At 61.6% G+C, this 20,738-nt stretch carries 21 protein-coding genes; 2 read left to right on the plus strand and 19 right to left on the minus strand.

Annotated features, from left to right (window positions below):
- Positions 1–49 precede the first annotated feature (49 nt).
- From hemW to ETEE_RS09205, 11 genes are all read right to left on the minus strand, one after another.
- Complete coding sequence (gene hemW / locus ETEE_RS09155) at positions 50–1,180, minus strand: radical SAM family heme chaperone HemW (RefSeq protein WP_034165611.1); 1,131 nt, start codon at positions 1,178–1,180, stop codon at positions 50–52.
- Positions 1,173–1,766: an XTP/dITP diphosphatase gene (locus tag ETEE_RS09160; protein ID WP_034165612.1), complete on the minus strand. Its 594-nt coding sequence runs from the start codon at positions 1,764–1,766 to the stop codon at positions 1,173–1,175. Before ETEE_RS09160 ends, hemW begins: the two co-directional genes overlap by 8 nt.
- 81 nt (positions 1,767–1,847) lie before the next feature.
- Positions 1,848–2,138 (minus strand): DUF167 family protein YggU, encoded by a 291-nt coding sequence (gene yggU / locus ETEE_RS09165; protein WP_012847151.1) that lies wholly within the window; start codon positions 2,136–2,138, stop codon positions 1,848–1,850.
- The gene (locus tag ETEE_RS09170) at positions 2,135–2,689 is read right to left on the minus strand and encodes a YggT family protein (protein ID WP_005296070.1); all 555 of its coding nucleotides are present in this window, start codon (positions 2,687–2,689) and stop codon (positions 2,135–2,137) included. The genes yggU and ETEE_RS09170 overlap by 4 nt, the downstream gene beginning before the upstream one ends.
- Positions 2,690–2,794: 105 nt before the next feature.
- Positions 2,795–3,505: a YggS family pyridoxal phosphate-dependent enzyme gene (locus ETEE_RS09175; RefSeq protein ID WP_034165613.1), complete on the minus strand. Its 711-nt coding sequence runs from the start codon at positions 3,503–3,505 to the stop codon at positions 2,795–2,797.
- A 170-nt stretch (positions 3,506–3,675) separates the two neighbouring features.
- Positions 3,676–4,098 carry a Holliday junction resolvase RuvX gene (gene ruvX, locus ETEE_RS09180; RefSeq protein WP_034165614.1) on the minus strand — a complete coding sequence of 141 codons (423 nt, stop codon included), beginning with the start codon at positions 4,096–4,098 and terminating at the stop codon, positions 3,676–3,678.
- Positions 4,098–4,661 carry a YqgE/AlgH family protein gene (locus tag ETEE_RS09185; protein WP_034165615.1) on the minus strand — a complete coding sequence of 188 codons (564 nt, stop codon included), beginning with the start codon at positions 4,659–4,661 and terminating at the stop codon, positions 4,098–4,100. The genes ruvX and ETEE_RS09185 overlap by 1 nt, the downstream gene beginning before the upstream one ends.
- Before the next feature lie 229 nt (positions 4,662–4,890).
- Positions 4,891–5,841 (minus strand): glutathione synthase, encoded by a 951-nt coding sequence (gene gshB, locus ETEE_RS09190; protein ID WP_034165616.1) that lies wholly within the window; start codon positions 5,839–5,841, stop codon positions 4,891–4,893.
- A gap of 32 nt (positions 5,842–5,873) precedes the next feature.
- Positions 5,874–6,605 (minus strand): 16S rRNA (uracil(1498)-N(3))-methyltransferase, encoded by a 732-nt coding sequence (rsmE, locus tag ETEE_RS09195; protein ID WP_034165618.1) that lies wholly within the window; start codon positions 6,603–6,605, stop codon positions 5,874–5,876.
- Positions 6,606–6,708: 103 nt separating this feature from the next.
- Entirely contained in the window at positions 6,709–7,422 is a 714-nt protein-coding gene (gene endA / locus ETEE_RS09200; protein ID WP_034165619.1) for a deoxyribonuclease I, read from the minus strand.
- A 116-nt stretch (positions 7,423–7,538) separates the two neighbouring features.
- Positions 7,539–8,048, minus strand: coding sequence for a SprT family zinc-dependent metalloprotease (locus tag ETEE_RS09205; RefSeq protein ID WP_144242846.1), 510 nt, complete (start codon positions 8,046–8,048; stop codon positions 7,539–7,541).
- A gap of 376 nt (positions 8,049–8,424) precedes the next feature.
- Here ETEE_RS09205 and cadB point away from each other — a divergent pair, with 376 nt between their 5' ends.
- Positions 8,425–9,744 (plus strand): cadaverine/lysine antiporter, encoded by a 1,320-nt coding sequence (cadB, locus tag ETEE_RS09210; RefSeq protein WP_034165622.1) that lies wholly within the window; start codon positions 8,425–8,427, stop codon positions 9,742–9,744.
- Between the two features lie 72 nt (positions 9,745–9,816).
- The gene (locus ETEE_RS09215; RefSeq protein ID WP_034165623.1) at positions 9,817–11,967 is read left to right on the plus strand and encodes a lysine decarboxylase CadA; all 2,151 of its coding nucleotides are present in this window, start codon (positions 9,817–9,819) and stop codon (positions 11,965–11,967) included.
- Positions 11,968–12,040: 73 nt separating this feature from the next.
- Here the strand turns inward: ETEE_RS09215 and ETEE_RS09220 are convergent, their stop codons facing one another.
- From ETEE_RS09220 to ETEE_RS21515, 8 genes are all read right to left on the minus strand, one after another.
- Positions 12,041–13,201, minus strand: coding sequence for a glutathionylspermidine synthase family protein (locus ETEE_RS09220; RefSeq protein ID WP_034165624.1), 1,161 nt, complete (start codon positions 13,199–13,201; stop codon positions 12,041–12,043).
- Between the two features lie 3 nt (positions 13,202–13,204).
- Positions 13,205–13,882 carry a DUF1190 family protein gene (locus tag ETEE_RS09225; protein WP_034165625.1) on the minus strand — a complete coding sequence of 226 codons (678 nt, stop codon included), beginning with the start codon at positions 13,880–13,882 and terminating at the stop codon, positions 13,205–13,207.
- A 169-nt stretch (positions 13,883–14,051) separates the two neighbouring features.
- Positions 14,052–14,768, minus strand: a complete 717-nt coding sequence (gene fucR / locus ETEE_RS09230; RefSeq protein ID WP_034165626.1) for an L-fucose operon activator — start codon at positions 14,766–14,768, stop codon at positions 14,052–14,054.
- A 54-nt stretch (positions 14,769–14,822) separates the two neighbouring features.
- Positions 14,823–15,245 carry an L-fucose mutarotase gene (fucU, locus tag ETEE_RS09235; RefSeq protein ID WP_034165627.1) on the minus strand — a complete coding sequence of 141 codons (423 nt, stop codon included), beginning with the start codon at positions 15,243–15,245 and terminating at the stop codon, positions 14,823–14,825.
- Positions 15,239–16,702, minus strand: a complete 1,464-nt coding sequence (fucK, locus tag ETEE_RS09240) for an L-fuculokinase (protein WP_034165628.1) — start codon at positions 16,700–16,702, stop codon at positions 15,239–15,241. Before fucK ends, fucU begins: the two co-directional genes overlap by 7 nt.
- Positions 16,703–16,750: 48 nt before the next feature.
- Positions 16,751–18,532, minus strand: a complete 1,782-nt coding sequence (locus ETEE_RS09245) for an L-fucose isomerase (RefSeq protein WP_034165630.1) — start codon at positions 18,530–18,532, stop codon at positions 16,751–16,753.
- A gap of 89 nt (positions 18,533–18,621) precedes the next feature.
- A complete protein-coding gene (gene fucP / locus ETEE_RS09250) occupies positions 18,622–19,926 on the minus strand; it encodes an L-fucose:H+ symporter permease (RefSeq protein WP_034165631.1) in 1,305 nt (434 codons plus the stop codon).
- Positions 19,927–19,985: 59 nt separating this feature from the next.
- Positions 19,986–20,366, minus strand: coding sequence for a hypothetical protein (locus ETEE_RS21515; RefSeq protein ID WP_034165632.1), 381 nt, complete (start codon positions 20,364–20,366; stop codon positions 19,986–19,988).
- Positions 20,367–20,738: the final 372 nt, after the last annotated feature.

Consider the following 20,738-nt stretch of genomic DNA (forward strand, 5'->3'; position numbering starts at 1 on the left):
GCGCGCGGCGCCCCGCCACAGTGACGAGGGCGCCGGGGAGGGCGCGGGTTTAGAGGAACAGCTCCAGCAGCGAGTTGAGGAACAGCTTGCCGTGGGGGGTGACCTGCCAGTGGCTGGGGGTCTCGCTGATGTAGCCCTGCGCCAGCGCCGCCTCCAGCTGTGGGCGAATCGTGGCCTGGTCCACGCCGGTATAGGCGCTGAAATCGGCGCGCGGCGCTGGCTCCAGTAGGCGGAAACGGTTCATGAAGAACTCAAACGGCCTCTCCGCCATGGCCACCTGCTGTTGCTGATCCAGGTAGTTGCCCTGCATATAGCCGCGCGGGTGGCGGGTTTTGGCGCGTCGCTCGATGCGTCCGTCGGCGAAGGTCAGCTTGCCGTGTGCGCCGCAGCCGATCCCCAGATAGTCACCGAAGCGCCAGTAGTTGAGGTTGTGCTGACACTGGCGTCCCGGCAGGGCATAGGCGGAGGTTTCATACTGCTGGTAGCCTGACTCGCGCAGCAGGCGGTCGCCCTGCTCAAAGATCTCCCACAGCGCGTCGTCGTCCGGCAGGCGCGGCGGGCGCGATCCGAACAGGGTGTTGGGCTCGATGGTGAGCTGATACCACGACAGGTGCGGTGGGTTCAGGGCGATGGCCTGACGCAGATCGTCCAACGCCTCTTCCCGGCTCTGCTGCGGCAGGCCGTGCATTAAGTCCAGATTAAAGCTGCGCAGCCCTAACGCCTCGGCCAGCCGGGCGGCGGCGACGGCCTCCTGCGGCCCGTGAATGCGTCCCAGGCGCTGCAGTTTATCGGCGCTGAAGCTTTGCACCCCGATGGAGATACGGTTGACCCCGGCGCGCTGATAGGCGTCGAAGCGCTCGGCCTCGACGGTGCCCGGGTTGGCCTCCAGGGTGATCTCGGCATCGGCGGCCAGCGGCAGGCGGGCGCGTACGCCGTCCAGCAGGCGCTGCAGCGCTTCGCCGCTGAGTAGGCTGGGCGTTCCGCCCCCGATGAACAGGGTGCTCAGCGGCCGCCCGGCGGCCCGCGGCAGCTCCTGATCCAGATCGGCCAGCAGATGATCGACATAGGCCTGCTGGGGGATTTCGCCCTTCTGCGCATGGGAGTTAAAGTCGCAGTAGGGGCATTTCTGCACGCACCACGGGATGTGGATATACAGGCTCAGCGGCGGCAGCTTAAGCATGGCGCATCCGATCCAGCAGCTGCTGTAGGGCCTGGCCACGGTGGGAAATGGCGCGCTTTTGCTCTCGGCTCAGCTGCGCCGCGGTGCAGCCCTGCGCCGGGACGAAGAAGATGGGATCATAGCCAAAGCCGCCGTCGCCGCTGGGTGCCGCTGCTATCTCGCCCTCCCAGACGCCGTGGCAGACCAGCGGGGTCGGGTCGTCGGCATGACGCAGGTAGACCAGTACGCAGTGGAAGCGCGCCTGGCGCTGGCCGGCCGGAACATCGCGCAGCGCGTGCAGCAGCTTTTCTAGATTGGCGCGATCGCTGGCGTCTTCCCCGGCGTAGCGTGCGGAGTAGATCCCCGGCGCCCCGCCCAGGGCATCCACCGCCAGGCCCGAGTCGTCGGCGATCGCCGGCAGTCCGCTGAGGCGCGCGGCGTGGCGGGCTTTGAGGATAGCGTTTTCGATAAAGGTCAGCCCGGTCTCTTCGGCGCCCTCGATGCCCAGCGTGCTCTGGGCGACGATATCCAGGCCAAAATCGGTCAGCAGGGAGGCGAGCTCCCGAACTTTACCGGCGTTACCGGTGGCGAGTACCACGTGTTGCATGATTCGGATCCTATTGAGGACAGCGGCAGGCCGTAGTGGCCTGCCGCTGTGTCGTGTCAGAGTGCGGCGTCGGTGTCCCGCTTATTCGAGCGCCGCCGCCACCGCGTCGGGGATCTGCTGCGGCTGGCTGATGCGCAGTTGTTTATGGCGTCCCAGCTCACCCTTTTCCAGCGTGATGCGGCTTTTGGCGACGCGAAACTGCTTGGCGATGAATTTTAGCAGGTGGGCGTTAGCCTGACCATCGACCGGCGGCGCGGTGATGGCGACCTTTAGCTCATCGCCGTGCAGCCCGATGATGAGGTCCCGGCTGGCCTTCGGCTGAATATACAGTCGCAGGATCCAGTCGTCGCCCTCCCGGCTGACTGCGCTCACAGCAGGAACCACAGCTGGCCGAATAGATCGATACCCAGGTAGTTGAGCAGGTACAGCACCAGGATCACCACCATGGCGGAGAAATCCAGTCCGCCCATCGCCGGGATGATGCGCCGGATCGGCGCCATCATCGGCTCGGTCAGTTGGTAGAGCACGTAGTCCATCGGGCTGCGCCCCTGGCTAATCCAGCTCATGATCGAACGGATGATGATCACCCAGAACACCAGGTAGCCGGCAGACTTGACCACCGAGATCAGGCCAAACAGCAGGTTATAGGGGCTGAGGGAGAGGGAACCGCTCTGGATCAGCAGTAGCAGCGGGTATTTGACGGTCATCAGGATGAACGCCAGCAGCAGCGAGGCGGAGTCGATAGGCCCCAAAGGCGGCAGAATGCGGCGCAGCGGCGCCACCACCGGCTGGGTTAGCTTCACGATAAACTGCGAAAGCGGGTTGTAGAAATCGCTGCGCGCCCACTGCATCCAGATGCGCAACAGCAGCACCATGACATACAGATCGAGCAGCGTTTTGACCAAAAACGTCAGTGTTAGCATGAAAAGCCCTTTTTCCGTCGGTAGTAAAGCTTACCCGCCCGCGATCTGGCGCCGGGGGTAAGTAAAAAGCGCTGCCAGCGGCAGCCGTGGGTAGTCGCGCCGCGTTTAGGCCGTGCCGTAGTCGCGGGCGCCGAAAATGGCGGTACCGATGCGTACCAGGGTACTGCCGGCCGTAATGGCGGCCTCCATATCATGGGTCATCCCCAGCGACAGGGTATCCAGCTGGGGGTAGCGCCGCTGCAGGGCAGACAGCGCCTGCGCCATACGGGTACAGACCGCCAGCTGGCGGGCCGGATCGTCCTCCGGTGCCGGAATGGCCATCAGACCGCGCAGACGCAGGCGGGGCAGCTGACTGATGGCGTCGGCCAGCGCGTCGATCTGCTCCAGCGCGATGCCGGACTTGCTCTGCTCATCGCTGATATTCACTTGAATCAATACGTTAAGCGGCTCAAGCTGTGCCGGGCGCTGTTCGTTTAAACGCTGAGCGATTTTCACACGATCGACGGTGTGGATCCAATCAAAATGCTCGGCCACCGGGCGGCTTTTATTGGACTGCAGCGGCCCGATAAAGTGCCATTCCAACGCGTCGCCCTGCGGCTGCTGGCGGTAGTGCTGGATTTTACTGACGCCCTCCTGAACATAGTTTTCGCCAAAGGCGCGCTGCCCAGCGGCGATGGCGGCGTCGATGTCCTCAATGGGTTTAGTCTTGCTGACGGCCAGCAGGGTGATGTCCCGCGGGTTGCGTCCGCACTGTTCGGCCGCGCGGACAATGCGCTGCCGGACCGCGTCGAGATTGTGTTTAATGGTGGTATTCATGGTGCCTCGTCCCGGGGAGTGGGAAAAACGTCGCGGCCAGCGTCGTGACCGCGAACCGTGCCGTGTAGTGTAAAGCAAAACGGCGTCGCGCTGCACCTTTGCCGCCGGCGCCGCCCTGTGCAGTGTACATGGGGGCAATTATGGCAGAGTCAATCCGTGCCCGGCGCGCATCAGTATGCCTGGTGCTCGAACCAGCTCTCCAGGATCAGCGCGGCAGAGGCGGCGTCGACGCGGCCTTTCTCCAGTGCGCGGTAGCCGCCGCCGGCAAACAGGTGGGCGCGGGCCTCCACGGTGCTCAGGCGCTCATCCTGCAGGGCGACCTGTACGCCAAAGCGGCCGTGCAGGCGATTGGCGAACTTTCGCGCCATCTGCGTCAGCGGCTGCTCGCTGCCGTCCATGTTCAGCGGCAGGCCGACCACCACCAGATTCGGCTGCCATTCGCGCAGCACCTTCTCAATCTGCTGCCAGTCCGGAACGCCGTCGTTGGCCTTGAAGGATTGCAGCGGGCGGGCGCTGCCGGTGAGCTCCTGTCCGATGGCGCAGCCGATGCTGCGGGTGCCGAAGTCGAAGGCGAGAATAGTTCGGGGATTCATCAGGCGTGTCCTGCGTTACAAGGCATATTACGGATATCGACCCCCAGCTTTTTCGCCGCGCAAATCCAGCGGTCGGCCAGCGGGGTGCGAAATAGGATCTGACTGTCGGCCTCTACCGTGAGCCAGGCATTGTCCAGCAGCTCCTGCTCCAGCTGTCCCTTGCTCCAGCTGCAGTAGCCCAGGGTGACCAGAATCTCCTGCGGCTGGCGGTCGGTGCCCAGAGTCTCCAGCACGTCGCGTGAGGTGGTCAGCATACAGCCCGGACCAATGTCGGCGCTGGAGCCAAAGGTATCCGTCGGGCTGTGCAGGACAAAACCGCGATCCTCCGCCAGCGGGCCGCCGGCTAGCACCGGCTTGTCCAGGCGGATGGCGACATCGCGCGGGGAGGGGGTAATGTCGAGCTTTTCCAGCAGGCTGGACAGCGTGAGCTGCTCCAGGGGTTTATTGATGATCATGCCCATGGCGCCATCCTCATTGTGTTCGCACACATAGATGACGGTGCGTTTGAAGCGACTGTCCTGCATGGCGGGCATGGCAATCAGAAAATGGTGCGCTAGTTTCATGGTGATATTTTCAACTCGCTGTTTTTGTCGGTGTCAGTATGCGAATTTTTCCCGCTCAAGTCACGGGGGGCGCGGCGGCTATTCGACCTTGCGCATGTCTTGGCCGCCGGATCGTCCCGGCGGTAGCGACGCTGATAACGCGATAGACGGCGGTGCGCCGGAAAAGCGGGGGGACGATGATGCGGGGCACGCGGATACGCGCCCCGCCGGTCGGTGAATGCCGAGGGGATCAGCGGGCGGCCAGACGCGCCTCAATGGCGTCCATCAGCATACCGGTGATGGAGACCGGGAAGGCCGCTTCGATCTCGCGGGCGCAGGTCGGGCTGGTGACGTTGATCTCAGTCAGGCGGTCGCCAATGATATCGAGGCCGACGAAGATCAGCCCCTTCTCTTTGAGCACCGGGGCAACCTTACGTGCGATGGCCCAGTCGCTCTCGCTCAGGGGGCGTGCCTCGCCGCGGCCGCCGGCCGCCAGGTTGCCGCGGGTTTCGCCGCTTTTGGGAATGCGCGCCAGGCAGTAGGGCACCGGTTCGCCGTCGACCACCAGAACGCGCTTATCGCCGTCGACGATCGCCGGCAGGTAGTTTTGCGCCATGCAGAAGCGTTTACCGTGCTCGGTGAGGGTTTCGATGATCACCGACAGGTTGGGGTCATCCTGCTTGATGCGGAAGATGGAGGCGCCGCCCATGCCGTCCAGCGGCTTGAGGATCACGTCGCCGTGGCGGGCGTGAAAGTCACGCAGGTGCGCGGCGCTGCGGCTGACCAGGGTATCCGGCGTCAGGTCGGCGAACCAGGCGGTAAACAGCTTTTCATTGCAGTCGCGCAGGCTTTGCGGCTTGTTGACGATCAGTGTGCCGCGGGCCTCCGCGCGCTCCAGAATGTAGGTGGCGTAGATAAACTCGGTGTCGAACGGCGGATCCTTACGCATCAGGATCACGTCGAGATCGGCCAGGGCAATATCCTGTTTGCCGTCGAAGCGGTACCAGCTGGCCTTGTCATCGCTGACGCTGAGCAGACGGGTTTGCGCGCGCGCCTCTCCCTGCCGCAGATAGAGTGAGTCCATCTCCATATAGTGCAGCTGGTAGCCCCGGCGCTGGGCCTCCAGCAGCATGGCAAAACTGGTGTCTTTCTTGATGTTAATGGATGCGATGGGATCCATTACAATACCGAGCTTAATCATACTATTCTCCTGTCTCTTTCGCGGATTCTGCCTCAGCCCAAATCGCCAAAGCGGACCTGAAGTGCGGTGATGGCGGTGAGCGCCGTCGTCTCGGTGCGCAGTACGCGCGGCCCCAATAGGATATCAGTAAAGTGGTAGTCGGCGGTCATGGCAATCTCTGCCGCCGACAGGCCGCCTTCGGGGCCGATCAATAGCCGAACGCGGGTCAGGGGCTGCGGCAGGGTATTGATGCTGGCGCTGGCGCGCGGATGCAGGTTAAGACGCAGGCAGGCGTCTTCTTCAGCGCACCAGGCCTCCAGATCCATTGCCGGACGGATCTGGGGAATGCGGTTGCGCCCGCACTGTTCGCAGGCGGCGATGGCGATTTTCTGCCACTGCTGCTGTTTTTTGGCCATCCGCTCGGCGTCCAGACGCACCCCACAGCGCTCGGAGATCAGCGGCGTAATGACGCTGACGCCCAGCTCGATCGACTTCTGAATAGTGAACTCCATTTTTTCACCGCGCGACATCACCTGGCCTAGATGCAGGTGAAGAGGGGACTCGCGATCCTCCTCCTGCGCGTGAGTAAGACGTACGCGCACGCTTTTTTTGTCTGCGCTGATGATCTCGGCGTCGAAGACCCGGTTGCTGCCATCGAACAGCTGCAGGGCCTGGCTGGGCCCCATGCGCAGTACCCGGCCAACGTGGTTGGCGGCATCGTCGCACAGGCTGACTTCGCCGGGAATGCTCAGGGGCTGTGGGTGGTAAATACGGGGAATTCGCATGGGGGGATCCTCAGGCAGGGTGAAAGGCGTACGCCGGTACGCCGATAGATACAGGGTGCGATTATATACCCGCCCTGCGCCGAGTGGCAGAGGCGGGATCGGGCTACGGTTTACGCGCTGCGCAGGCTTGCTGTACGTAGGGGTTATGGTTTCCCTGCACCGCGGCGACGCGCGCTTCGCGCTGGCACTCCCAGGCGGTGACCGGATACTGGCGATCCCAGACCTCAAACAGGCGGGTCTGCTGCGGGGAGAGGCGGATATGGTAGCGATCGCGCATGTAGAAGTAAGTACGAGCGATAGCGCCGCGTGCGCGCTCCGGCGGTTCGGCCTGCTTGTTTTTGAAATCGACCTTCATGGTGCACTGGCCATACTGCCCCTCGCCGCCGCGCCACTGGCTGAAGGCGAAGTTATTGCGATCGCCGTTGACCTCGCCGATGGCCGGCTGCAGGTTGTGCAGATCGGTCTCGATACGCACATAGTCGGGGTTCTTGGCGCAGTTTTTTCGTCCACCCTCCTGCCAGCACTGCAGCTGGTGGCCGAATTGCCAGGCCGGCATGACGTGCTCCCACTCGATGCGTCCGGCGCGGTGGGCGTTTTTACGCACCTGGTAGCCGCAGCTGGCCAGGTCGGGAGTGCCTTTTTTCCCCCGCCAGTCGATGCGGCAGCCGCAGTAAAAGGTGCCGGGGGCGTCGCGGTTGATTTTGACCGCGGCGGCCTTGGCCTGGGAGAAGTTATGGATAGTTTCTGCCTGGGCGCCTGACGTCAGCAGCAGGCTGCCCAGCAGGGCGGAGAGAGCGATGAAGGATTTGGGCGACATATTCTAAAACGGTGTTGGAATGAGAAAGTCAGCAGAGTAGACAATACGCGGTTTGCGGGCAACCTTTTGCGCCCGGCGCGTTTAATTTTTAGAAAGTGTGGGAAAGCGTCGCGCGCCTACGCCGCGTCGGGGGTGAAGCTCAGCGCGGCGCCGCACTGGCGGCAGCGGTAGTTGGACTCGCCGCGCTGAACGCGGTTATGGCGGCGCAGGGTCAGCTGGTGCTGCTGGCAGGCGCAGCGGTAGGTGAAGGTGCGCCCGCGCACCGAATCGACGCTGAAGCGGTGGGTTCGCTGCGGCTCCACGCCCAGTATCTCCGCCATCATCCAGCGCCACTCTCTGCCGTGGGGCGCGACGCGGCCAAAGCGGCGGTAGACCAGCAGATGCGCCAGCTCATGGGGGATGACGCTGTCGATAAACGCCTGCCCGTTTTCCAGCAGCAGCACCGGGTTCAGCCGGATTTGCCACTGCTGTGGCCAGGCGGTGCCCGCGACGGTGCCGCGCTGGCGGTAATCAATCTGGGGCAGCGGGAGGGGGTGATTCAGGCGCTGTTCGGCCTGGCTAAGGCAATGGCGCAGGGTGTGCATGACGGCCTGCTGTAGGGCGATGGGGAGTCGTGGCGTGTTCATGGCGGCCAGCATAGCGATGACGGGGAGGATGTTCAAGGGGGAGGCGCGCCGTCAAAAAAATCGATTAATTAATGTACATCGTTCAGCGTGTCTTCACGTATTGACGGGAAATAGGACGCGTCGCCGGGAAAGCGCCTGCGGGGGGAAATAATTATCTTGATGATTATATTGTATATTTATTTTCATTTATTTTACGTGGAAATGTGTCCATGCAACACATTGAATTTAAAAGTAAAAAATGATTGTAAAAATATTGTTTATCACGGGAAAAGATGACTTTCTTTTCTATAATTATCTGCGGAGCCTGCCCGTTTACTGACATGCGCTCCAGTGGGCCTGCGTTATGGCCAGTCATCATCACAGGGGAGCGCAGACTATGGCTTCTGTAAAAAAAATCGGGCTTATCGCCTGTACCGGGGTGGTTGCCGGCAACATGATGGGCAGCGGTATCGCGCTGCTGCCCGCCAACCTGGCAAGCCTGGGGTCAATTGCCGTATGGGGCTGGCTGATCGCGCTGGTGGGCGCCGTTTCTCTGGCCTATGTGTATGCCCGACTGGCCACCAAAAACCCCCAGGAGGGGGGCCCGGTTGCCTACGCCGGTGAGGTCGGTGCCGCCTTCGGGTTCCAGACCGGGGTGCTGTACTACCATGCCAACTGGATCGGTAACCTAGCTATCGGTATTACCGCCGTCTCTTATTTATCGACCTTCTTTCCGGTGCTTAACAGCCCGGTACCGGCGGGTATCGCCTGTATCGCTATCGTGTGGATTTTCACCTTCGTTAACATGCTGGGGGGCGCCTGGGTCAGCCGCCTGACCACCCTGGGGCTGGTGTTGGTACTGATCCCGGTTATCGGGACCGGGATCGCCGGCTGGTTCTGGTTTGAGCCAACCACCTATATGGCGAACTGGAACACCTCCGGCGGCACGGATTATCACGCCGTTATTAAAAGTATTCTGCTCTGCCTGTGGGCGTTTATCGGGGTGGAGTCAGCGTCCGTCAGTACCGGGATGGTGAAGGATCCACAGCGTAACGTCCCGCTGGCAACCATGATGGGGACTTTCCTGGCCGGTATCGTCTATATTGCGGCGACTCAGGCTATTGCCGGGATGTATCCGGCCCATCAGATGGCCGCCTCCGGTGCACCGTTCGCCATCAGCGCCTCGACCATGGTGGGTAGCTGGGCCGGGCCTGTGGTGTCCGCCTTCACCGCCTTCGCTTGTCTGACGTCGCTGGGTTCCTGGATGATGCTGGTCGGTCAGGCCGGCGCGCGTGCGGCCCATGACGGCAACTTCCCGAAAATCTACGGTGAGCTGGACAAGAATGGCCTGCCGAAGAAAGGGCTGTTCCTGGCTGCGATCAAGATGACCGTCCTGATGGTGCTGATCACCGTGATGAATGCCAGCGGCGGTAAGGCCTCTGACCTGTTCGGCGAGCTGACTGGCATCGCGGTGCTGTTGACCATGCTACCTTACTTCTACTCCTGTATTGACCTGATCCGCTTTGATGGCGCCAACATCAAGAACGTACTGAGTCTGCTGGCGTCCATTCTCGGCTGTGTGTTCTGCTTTATCGCTTTGATGGGGGCCAACTCGATCGAGCTGTCCGGTACCTTTATCGTCAGCCTGATCATTCTGATGTTCTACTCACGTAAGCTGGGCTCCGCACAGGATAAAGGCAGTGCCCCGCGTACCTAACCTCAACCGTGGTTAACCCACCGGCGGCCTGGCGCCGCCGGTGAAGCCAGTGAATTGGTCTGGAGAGTTCGCATGAATATCATTGCCATAATGAATGACATGAGCGCGTATTTTAAGGAAGAGCCGCTGCGCGAGCTGCAACAGGAGCTGGAGAAGGCGGGCTTTCGCATCGCCTATCCGCACGATCGCAACGACCTGCTCAAGCTGATAGAGAACAACGCTCGCCTGTGCGGGGTGATTTTCGACTGGGACAAGTACAACCTGGCGCTGTGTGAGGAGATCAGCGCCCTGAACAAGATGCTGCCGATCTACGCCTTCGCCAATACCTACTCCACGCTGGACGTGAGCATGAGCGATCTGCGTCTGAACGTGCGCTTCTTTGAGTACACCTTAGGCAGCGCGCAGGACATCGCCCTGAAGATCCGCCAGAGCACCGATCAGTATATCGATGCGATAATGCCGCCCCTGACCAAGGCGCTGTTTAAGTATGTTCATGAGGAGAAGTACACCTTCTGTACCCCGGGGCATATGGGGGGGACCGCCTTTGAGAAAAGCCCGGTCGGCACCCTGTTTTATGATTTCTACGGCGAGAATACCCTGCGATCCGACATCTCTATCTCGGTCGCCGAGCTGGGATCGCTGCTGGATCACAGCGGCCCACACCGCGAGGCGGAAGAGTATATCGCCCGCACCTTTAACGCCGATCGCAGCTATATCGTCACCAACGGGACCTCGACGGCAAACAAGATCGTCGGGATGTATTCGTCGCCGGCGGGCGCCTCGATCCTCATCGATCGTAACTGCCATAAGTCGCTGACCCATCTGATGATGATGAGTAGCGTGGTGCCGCTGTATCTGCGCCCGACCCGTAACGCCTACGGCATTCTGGGCGGGATCCCGCGCCAGGAGTTTACCCGTGAGGCCATTGAGGAGAAGGTGCGTAATACCCCGAACGCCAGCTGGCCGGTGCATGCGGTCGTCACCAACTCGACCTATGACGGGCTGTTCTATAACACCGACTATATCAAGCAGACCCTGGACGTGAAGTCGATCCACTTCGATTCCGCCTGGGTTCCCTATACCAACTTCCACCCCATCTATCAGGGGAAGGCGGGGATGAGCGGTGAGCGGGTGCCGGGTAAAGTGATCTATGAAACCCAGTCGACCCATAAGCTTTTAGCGGCATTCTCACAGGCATCCATGATTCATGTGAAAGGGATCATCAATGAGGAGACCTTTAACGAAGCCTATATGATGCATACCTCCACCTCGCCTCACTATGGCATTGTGGCGTCGGCTGAGATGTCGGCGGCGATGATGAAGGGCAATACGGGTAAGCGACTGATCGCGAACTCGATCGAACGTGCGATCCGCTTTCGTAAAGAGATCAAGCGTCTGCGTACCGAATCGGAGGGATGGTTCTTTGATGTCTGGCAGCCGGATAACATCGATGAGGTGGCCTGCTGGCCGCTGAATTCGCGCAACGACTGGCACGGCTTTAAGAACATCGACGACGATCATATGTACCTGGACCCGATCAAGGTGACGCTGCTGACGCCGGGGATGAAGGCCGACGGCACCATGGACAGCTGGGGGATCCCGGCATCGATCGTTTCCAAGTATCTGGATGAGCACGGGATCATCGTAGAGAAGACCGGGCCGTATAACCTGCTGTTCCTGTTCAGTATCGGGATCGATAAGACCAAGGCGCTCAGCCTGCTGCGCGCCCTGACGGACTTTAAACGGGTGTACGATCTCAACCTGCGGGTGAAGAATGTGCTGCCGTCGCTGTATCAGGAGGCGCCGGAGTTCTATGAGAACATGCGCATTCAGGAGCTGGCGCAGGGGATCCATACGCTGACCAGCGAGTCTCGTCTGCCGGATCTGATGTACAGCGCCTTCGACGTGCTGCCGACGCTGGTATTGACGCCGCACGACGCCTTCCAGGAGGAGGTGCGCGGCAATATTGAAAGCTGTCCGCTACAGCAGATGATCGGCCGGGTCAGCGCCAATATGATCCTGCCCTATCCTCCGGGCGTGCCGCTGATCATGCCGGGCGAGATGATCACCGAGGCCAGTAAGCCGGTGCTGGACTTCCTGCAGCTGCTGTGCGACATCGGCGCCCACTATCCGGGCTTTGAAACCGATATTCACGGGGTGCAGTGTAACGGTAAGGGAGAATATGAGGTGGTGGTGCTGAAGAATCACGGCGCGCAGGGATAATCCGACGTCGCCGTAGCGAAAAAGGCACCGCCTGTTAGGGCGGTGCCTTTTTGATCGGCCGCGGTTCGCGGCGCTAGTCCAGAATGATGTGCGGGTAGTAGCGCGACAGATCCTGGGTGATGCGGCTGCGATCCTCGCGCAGGCCGATCCCGGCCGGGCTGTCGTTGACCAGCCAGCTGCCGATCAGGGTGTAGCTGTCGCCAAACCTGGGCAGCGGGTGGTACTGCTGCACAATCATGCCCTCTTCGCCGTAGGGGCCGTCGACCCGCTCGATCTCTTGACCGTTTTCGACGATGCGGATGTTGGCGCCCTCGCGGGAAAACAGCGGTTTCACTACATAGCGATCCAGCGGCGGCTGGCTGCCGTCGGCAAAGTAGGCCGGCAGCAGGTTGGGGTGATTGGGGAACATCTCCCACAGCATCGGCAGCAGGGCCTTGTTGGATAGAATGCTCTTCCAGGCCGGCTCCAGCCAACGTACTCCGGCGTCCTCCAGCTTGGTGGAGAAGATCTCGCGCAGCATAAATTCCCAGGGATAGAGCTTGAACAGGTTGCTGATCACCTGATCCTGGGGATCGGTAAACTGCCCCTTCTCGCCCAGGCCGATCTCGTCCATGTACAGGAACTCCGTGGCCAGCCCGGCCTCTGCGGCGCAGTCCTGCAGGTACTGTACCGTACCGCGATCTTCGTCGCTGTCCTGGCAGCAGGCCATGTGCAGCAGCTGGAAGCCGTGGTTAGCCTTCAGCTCGGCGAAGCGGGCGATCAGCTGCTCCTGCAGGCTGTTGAACTGATCCGCCGCCGCGGGCAGCTTGCCGGCGCGCACCTGATCCTCCAGCCAGATCCACTGGAAAAACGCGGACTCATACAGCGAGGTCGGCGTATCGGCGTTATTCTCCAGCAGCTTGGCCGGCCCCTGACCGTCGTAGGCCAGATCGAGGCGCGAATAGAGCGACGGCTGGCCGGAGCGCCAGGAGGCGCGCACAAAGTCCCAGGTATGTTTGGGGATCTGGAAGCGGCTCAGCAGCGCTTCGCTGTTGACGACCTTCTCGACCACCTGCAGACACATCTGGTGCAGCTCGGCGGTGGTCTCCTCCAGGGCTTCTACCTGCGCCATGGAAAACTGATAGTAGGCATCCTCACACCAGTAGGGCTCGCCGTACATGGTATGAAACTGGAAGCCGAACTCGCTGGCTTTGGCGCGCCAGTCCGGGCGCTCGCTGATGGCAATACGTTTCATGGCTTAGCCGCCCATGCTGCGTGAGCCGGTGCCCGTACCGGACGCGCTGCTGCGCTGCAGGCTGTTCTGCTTGGCGACTGTTTCGCCAAAGCCGCCGCGGGTGACCGTGGTGGTGGTCGCCGGCTTGGGCGCCATCGCTGTTTTAGGTACGTTCATGGTGCGGCCGCCGGCGGTGGCCGGGCCGTAGCTCTTGCCGCTGGCGTCGACGAACTGGCCGTTGGCCGGGCTGGCGGCGCCGCGCGGGGTAAACAGCGGCTGTTGGTTAAAGCCGCCGCCCATCAGACGCCCCATCATGTAGCCGGCCATCAGCGGCATCCAGAAGCTGCCGCCGCTCTGGGCGGCTTCGGCGTTGGTCGTGCCCGTTGTCGGCGCCATGCCCGCCTGCGCCGGTGTCTGAGTACACTGGCCCTCGCCGAACTCAGCGATGCAGTCCTCGCGCGTGGCGTACTTGGGTGCGGTTTTCGCCGCCTCTTTCAGCGCGTCGTCGTAAGAGGCCTTGCACTGCGCGCTCATGGAGGGGTTCGCCTTGCTGCAGTCGTCGGCGTTTTGATACAGCGATACCGTTTCATCGCTCTTTTCACAGCCGGCCAGCAGGAATACTGCGCTGACGGCCAGCGCTAGCGGTGCCATCTGCCAGCGCTTGCGAAATGCGCTGCGATTAATGTGTTTGGTCCGTTTCATGATGAGGTTCCCCGTTGCGGGTCAAGCAAAAGCCGTGCCCGTCTTTCCCAGATTGCCGATAGCATAGGGGAAAGCTGGTTACATTTAAAGCGCGCCGGGGCGGCGGCGGCGGGATTTACATACGCTGAAGCGGGAATGTGCCACAGCTCTCTCTTTCGCCCCGTCGCCGTTAGACGCCGCCGTCGTGCATATCGGAGATCACCTGCGCGACGTCGTCCAGCGTGCCGATTTGGATTTCGCCGGCGCGGTTGAACTTGCTCTTATCGATCAGCAGCAGGGACTGCGCGGCGCGCTTGAGCAGCAGCGCCTTGAAGTCGGCGTTATAGGCATTGGACTCCCACAGCCCGCCGCGTCCGTCGATCCCCTCACAGGAGAAGATGAACAGATCGATCTCCAGCGCCTTGAGCTGGGAGAGGATCGCCGGGTTGACGTAGCAGGCGTATTTGCGCTGCAGCAGGCCGCCGGAGCTGATCAGCTGAATACGCTGGCGTTTGGCGAGTTCCTGACAGATACGCAGGCTGTTGGTGAACACGGTGATCTCCACGTCGGGGAGCTGTTTGGCCAGGTAGTAGCAGGTGGAGCTGGCATCGAGGGCGAGGGTCATGCCGCTGTCTATCCACTCCAGCGCCTGACGAGCGATCTCCGCCTTGCCGGAGAGGTGGCTCTTGAGCCGGGCGTTGAACGGGTCGCCGCTGTCCTGGGTTTCCCCCCCGAGGCCCGTGGCGCGCCCGTGACGACGCACGATTTTCCCCTGCTTTTGCAGGGTATTCAGATCGCGGCGAATGGTTTCACGGCTGACGTCCAGGCGCTGCGCCAGCGCCTCGGTGCTTAGCGTTCCGTGCTCGGCCACCAGTTGGACGATGGCCTGATGACGATCGTGTTTCATCTTCTGCTCCCGGGAGAGGCCGCCCGCGTCATGGCGGGCGGCGACGGGGAGAGATTACGGGGTCACGCCTTTTTTTAACAGGATATTGCCATACTTGGCACGCTCTCCTGTGATAACGATCGCAAAGGCCTGCTGCGCGCGCTGGTAGAAGGCGAAGCGGTCGATGCGGGTCACCGGCTGCGCCGGCGCATCGCCAAACAGGGCAGTGAGGTAGCGCGCCTCAACGGCCGGATCGAGCGCGTCGCCCTCGACCGCCGCCATCATCACCAGCGGCGGCGCATAGCTGTCCAGCTCGAACAGCGGGATGATCGCCGCCAGCAGATCGCTGACGCTCAGGCCGTCGGCGCGGATCACCTGCGGCCCCATGGCGTGGGCCGGGAAGTGGGCGTCGGCGAAGATGATCTCATCGCCGTGGCCCATCTCGGCCAGGGTTTTCAGTAGCTGAGGGGAGATCAGCGGGGAGATATTTTTCAGCATGTGTGGCTCCTGATGGGCGCCGTGGGCTGCAGCGCCTGATACTGCGCCCGCTGTTCACCCGGGATATAGTCGTGATAGGTAAAGGTGACGGCCTCGCGCGCCCGATCGGCCGAGGCGTAATAGCCGGCGCCGCTCCAGGCGAACAGCGCCGCGCCCAGTACGGTGGTTTCCGCGTTGGCCAGCACGCGCACCGGAATGCCGAGAATATCGGCCTTAATCTGGTTCCATAGGGCGTTGCGGCTGCCGCCGCCCACCAGCAGCAGGCTCTGGGCCTGAAAGCCCCCCAGGGTCTGTAGGGTGTGCAGGTTGTGGCGCAGCTGCCAGCCCAGACTTTCCAGCGCGGAGCGGTAGAAGTGGCCGCGCCCGCTATGCAGACTCACCCCCTGCCAGCCGGCTTGACCGTCGGCTTGGAGTAGTTGGCTGTTCATGCGTAGCCCGTCGCAGCCGGGGGCGACGGCGGCGGCCTCGGCAATCATCCGGGTATAGGCGTCTTGGCGTGGCACGTCATGCCAGTAGAGCTGGCGGATCCACTCTAGGACGCCGGAGGCCAGCCACTGTAGTCCGGGGTTAAACAGCCCTTGGCAGCTGTCCAGCTCGCAGGTGGAGCCGCGGTGCTGCGGTAGCAGGGCGGTGTTGACCTGCGGGGTGCGTACCATCAGGATCTCCCAGGTCCCGGAGGAGAGCACCGGCTGCTCCAGCCCGGCGCCGGAGCCGAACAGGGCGAACTGGGTGTCGTGGCCGGCGGCGATCACCGGGATCCCCGCCGGCAGGCCGAGGAACTGCGCCATCGTCGGCAGCAGGTGGCCGATGGGCTCTCCGGCAGCGACCATGCGCGGGAACAGGTCGCTGCGCAGGCCGGTGCTGCGCAGAATGGTGTCGCTAAAGAGCTCGTTGCGCACGTCCAGCAGCTGACTGGTGCCGGCCATGGTGCGGTCGGTGGTGAACTCGCCGGTCAGGCGCTGGTTGAGCAGCGAGGAGATGAATAGCCAGGCGTGCGCTTTCTCCAGCAGCTCCGGGTGGTGGTGTTTGAACCACAGCAGCTTGTACAGGGTATTAAAGCTGAACTGCCCGATCCCGGACAGGGTTTGCAGCGTTTCGGCGGAGATATAGCGTTCGATCCCCTCCATTTCGGCGGTGGTGCGCGGGCATTTCCAGCTGATGACCGGGTAAAGCAGCTCGCCGTGGCGATCCACCAGGGCGCCGTCGACGCCAAAGGTGGTGACCGTCAGCGCATGTATGCGCGCGTGGGCGAGCTGCGGTGCAATCTGGCGGCAGCAGTCGGCGAAGCGCTGCAGAATGGCCTCCAGCGACCAGACATGCCAGCGGGCGTCTTCGGCTCCAGCCTGGCTGGCGTTGGCCTGCGCGGCCTGGGCGACGACGTTGCCGTGCGCATCGACGGCGATGGCGCGTACGTTGGTTGCGCCGCAGTCCAGAACCAAAACAACATCATGAGTCATACCGCCTCCTTGGCAAAAAAGCGGGCGGCATGGCGCCGCCCGGCAGCATCAGGCGCGCTTGTACAGCGGGCCGTAGTTCTGGCAGGCGCGATAGTCCTGACCCTCGCTGTCCATCCCGTGGGCGGCCCAGGCGGAGGGGCGGTAGATGGCGTCGTCGGTGACGTTGTGCATACATACCGGAATGCGCAGCATGGAGGCCAGGGTAATCAGGTCGGCGCCGACGTGGCCGATGGTCAGCACTCCGTGGTTGGCGCCCCAGTTGGCCATCACCGAATAGACATCCTTGAACGGGCCATTGCCGGTCAGGCGCGGCACGAACCAGGTGGTCGGCCAGGTGGCGTTGGTGCGGTTGTCGAGGATATCGTGCATCTCCTCCGGCAGCTCGACGCTCCAGCCTTCGGCGATCTGCAGCACCGGCCCGACGCCCTTGATCAGGTTGACGCGGCTCATGGTGAAGGGGACGCCGCCGCGGGTCAGGAAGCGCGAGGAGAAGCCACCGCCTCGGAAATATTCGTGGATAGCCGGGCACCACTCCGTGGCGGCCAGACAGGCGTCGGCCTCCCGCGGGCTGATCTGCCAGTGCGGTTTGATGGTCGGCTGTCCTGCGGCGTCCTGCTGACGGCAGGTGCCGTCCAGCGCGGCAGAGCCGGAGTTGATCAGGTGGATGATGCCGTGCTCGGCCAGCCCCTGCAGCGGTTGACCAGTGACGCGCTCGACCGCCTGCGGCGACCAGTAGGTGCGGACGTCGGCAAAAATCTGGGCGGTGCCGGTGAGCATGTGGCCGAACAGCATGGCGACGCCGTTGAGGCTGTCATTTTCGGTCGCCACCACCAGCGGACGACGTACGCCGTTCCAGTCAAAGGCGCTGTTGAGCAGCGCCTCGGCGGTGTCGCCGTTGGGGTATTGATCGGTCCAGTGGCGCTGCCCCTGGAACCCGGCGGCCACGGCGTTATAGCCCAGCGCCTCCTCCTCCCAGCCCTGTTCGGCCAGCTTCGGGTTGCCCTGCATCATGTCGCGGATACAGATAGCCATCAGCAGGCTTTCGCGCAGCACCCGGCGGTTCTCCTCCGGCGAGCGGCGATACTGCTCGGCGTTGAGATCCGGTCCGTAGCGGAAGTGCGCGTCAGCCCACTCAAGGGCCAGGGCCAGCTCATCCTGGTCATAGATGTGATTATCGATGCGGCGGCGTAGCTCGGTCATATCGACGGCCTGCACCTTCATGCCCAGCCAGGACTCAAAGAAGTCGTGATCGACGATGGAGCCGGCGATGCCCATCGACACGCCGCCCAGCGACAGGTAGCTTTTCCCTTTGATTCCGGCCACCGCCAGCCCGGCGCGGGTAAAGCGCAGCAGCTTCTGCTGCACGTCGGCCGGGATGCTGTCATCACCGGAGTCCTGCACATCATGGCCATAGATGGAGAAGGCCGGGATCCCTTTCTGGCTGTGGGCGGCCAGCGCCGCGGCCAGATAGACAGCGCCGGGGCGTTCGGTGCCGTTGAAGCCCCAGATCGCCTTCGGACGCAGCGGATCCATGTCGATGGTTTCGCTGCCGTAGCACCAGCAGGGGGTCACGGTAATGGTCAGACCCACGTTGCTGCGGCTGAATTTTTCTTCGCAGGCGGCGGCTTCGGCCATGCCGGCGATGCAGGTATCGGCGATCACGCATTCGACGGGGGTGCCGCAGGGGTGGCGCAGCTGTTCGCTGATCAGGCGGGCGGTCGCCTGCGCCATCTCCATGGTCTGTGCCTCCAGCGATTCGCGGACGCCCATACGGCGGCCATCGATGGCCGGACGGATACCTACTTTCGGCAGGCTGTGTTGCTGGTTCATACTGTTACCTCGTCGTAATCGGTGAGTGCTAATCAGGGTCGGCATCGCGGCGCGGGGCGGGGATGCCGGCAGAGTTGGAGTCAGGAGCGCTATGCCCGGTGGCCTTTAAAGCCAAAGTGAATCAGGTAGATAAATCCCAGCAGCGGGATAAGGAAAGCCATGCGGATCCCGGCCATGTCGGAGATCTGGCCCATCAGGGCGGTCAGCACCGCGCCGCCGAGGATCGCCATGATCAGGCAGCTGCCGCCGAACTGGGTGTCTTTACCCAGCCCGTGCACCGACAGGCCAAAGATGGTCGGGAACATCAGTGACATGCAGGCCGATACGGCGACCAGGCCATAGACCCCGGCGATGCCGCCGACGAACATCACCAGCAGCAGACTGGCGGAGGCCAGACTGGCCAGTAGGCCCAGCAGGATGGCCGGCGAGACGAATTTCATCAGGGCTGTACAGACGAAGCGGAAGGCCGAGAACAGTACGATGGAGAGCAGCAGGTAGGTGGAGGCCTCCGCCTCGTTGCCGCCCATTTCCGCCATAACGTAGCGGATGGTATAAGACCAGCAGCCGATCTGGGCGCCGACGTAGAAGAACTGCCCCACGACGCCGCGAACGAAGTAACCCTTGCTGAGCAGGCGGCTAAAGCTTTGCTTAAGCGTACTCTCTGCGCTGCTGCTGTCGTGGGCGGCCGGCATACGGGTAAAGGCGATGGCCAGCCAGACCATGATGATCACCAGGGCGACGACAACGTAAGGCCCCATCACCGCGGAGAGCTCGGCGGACTGGATAGAGGCCAGCGTATCGGGATCCATGACGGTGCGTTCGGCATCGGTAGCCGGGTTCAGCTGCGCCAAAATATAGAATTTGCCGATCAGTACGCCGGTGATCGAGCCGATGGGGTTAAAGGACTGCGCCAGATTGAGGCGACGGGTGGCCGTCTCCTGGGGGCCCATCGCGATGATGTAGGGGTTGGCGCTGGTCTCCAGAATGGATAGACCGCCGGCCAGGATAAACAGGGCCAGCAGGAAGGGGCCATAGGCCATGATCTGGCTGGCCGGGTAAAACAGCAGGGCGCCGCTGCAAAACAGCCCTAGCCCCAGCAGAACGCCGGCCTTGTAGCTGAAGCGTTTGATGAACAGCGCCGCCGGCAGCGCCAGGCAAAAATAGGCGCCATAGAATGCGGTCTGTACCAGGCCTGACTGCATGTCCGTCAGGGTGAAGACCTTACGGAACTGGGCAATCAGCACATCCGTCATATTATTGGCCAGGCCCCACAGGGCAAAGCAGCTGGTTAATAAGACAAAGGGGATTAAAATATTTTTAGGAACGACGGCGATTCGCTGTGCCGCCGATGCAATGTTTCCTGCGCTAGTACTCTTGCTCGTTATATCGGACATGACTAACACTCCACATTTGTATCGGGTAGGGTGGGTCTAATTATTTTGCGGAGATAGGATTAATCATCCGCTTCAGTATAATCGATATGGCTGCTAATGATTTGGCCAACAGGTGCGACGTTTGTTAAGCTGGGCTTACCTATTTTTCGCCTGTTCGATGTCAGCATGCCGTTCTCTTTGACATAAATAAGCGATGAAGCGGTTTTTGCGCAAAATACATTCGATAAAAAAGAGAATGTATTTAATAAATTAATACGCGATACCCTGACGTATAGTCTGAGGCGTGCCAACGCCGCGATGGCGGCGCTTTGGTCGATACGACGTAGAATAATGAGCAGGCTTATCAGCGCTATGCCCGGCATCGCCCGCGGCGCATTTTCGCCGTCGCTGATGACGGAACTATCCGCATAACATATTGATGATAATGCGCTTGCTCTCATTCTTCCCTCATCTATTGTGGCCTGAAAAACACAAGGTTTCTTTGGCCTGCACCGTTTATGGATATGCGGCATTGATTCGCTGATAAATGCGCCTACATCATGCCCTGTTGCCGTAACACAGAGCTATTTTCAAAATAAAAAAGGTTCGAAAATATGAATCAAATCACATTTGAACCCCTCGGTCGGGGAAGTGTGAAGGGAGTCACTGTATGTCGTTTAAATAGATGACCGTTTGCGCCGATATTTAATTTAAATACACATATCGAATGACCGAATAGGCATTTTTTATTTTAAACGGTCAATTGTTAAGAACGCGCGAATAATTGCCCGTTTAGTCATGCTTTGACTTAAACGGACATTTTTTTGTGGCTG

It is taken from the genome of Edwardsiella anguillarum ET080813, from assembly GCF_000264765.2.
GTDB classification, from domain to species: Bacteria; Pseudomonadota; Gammaproteobacteria; order Enterobacterales; family Enterobacteriaceae; genus Edwardsiella; species Edwardsiella anguillarum.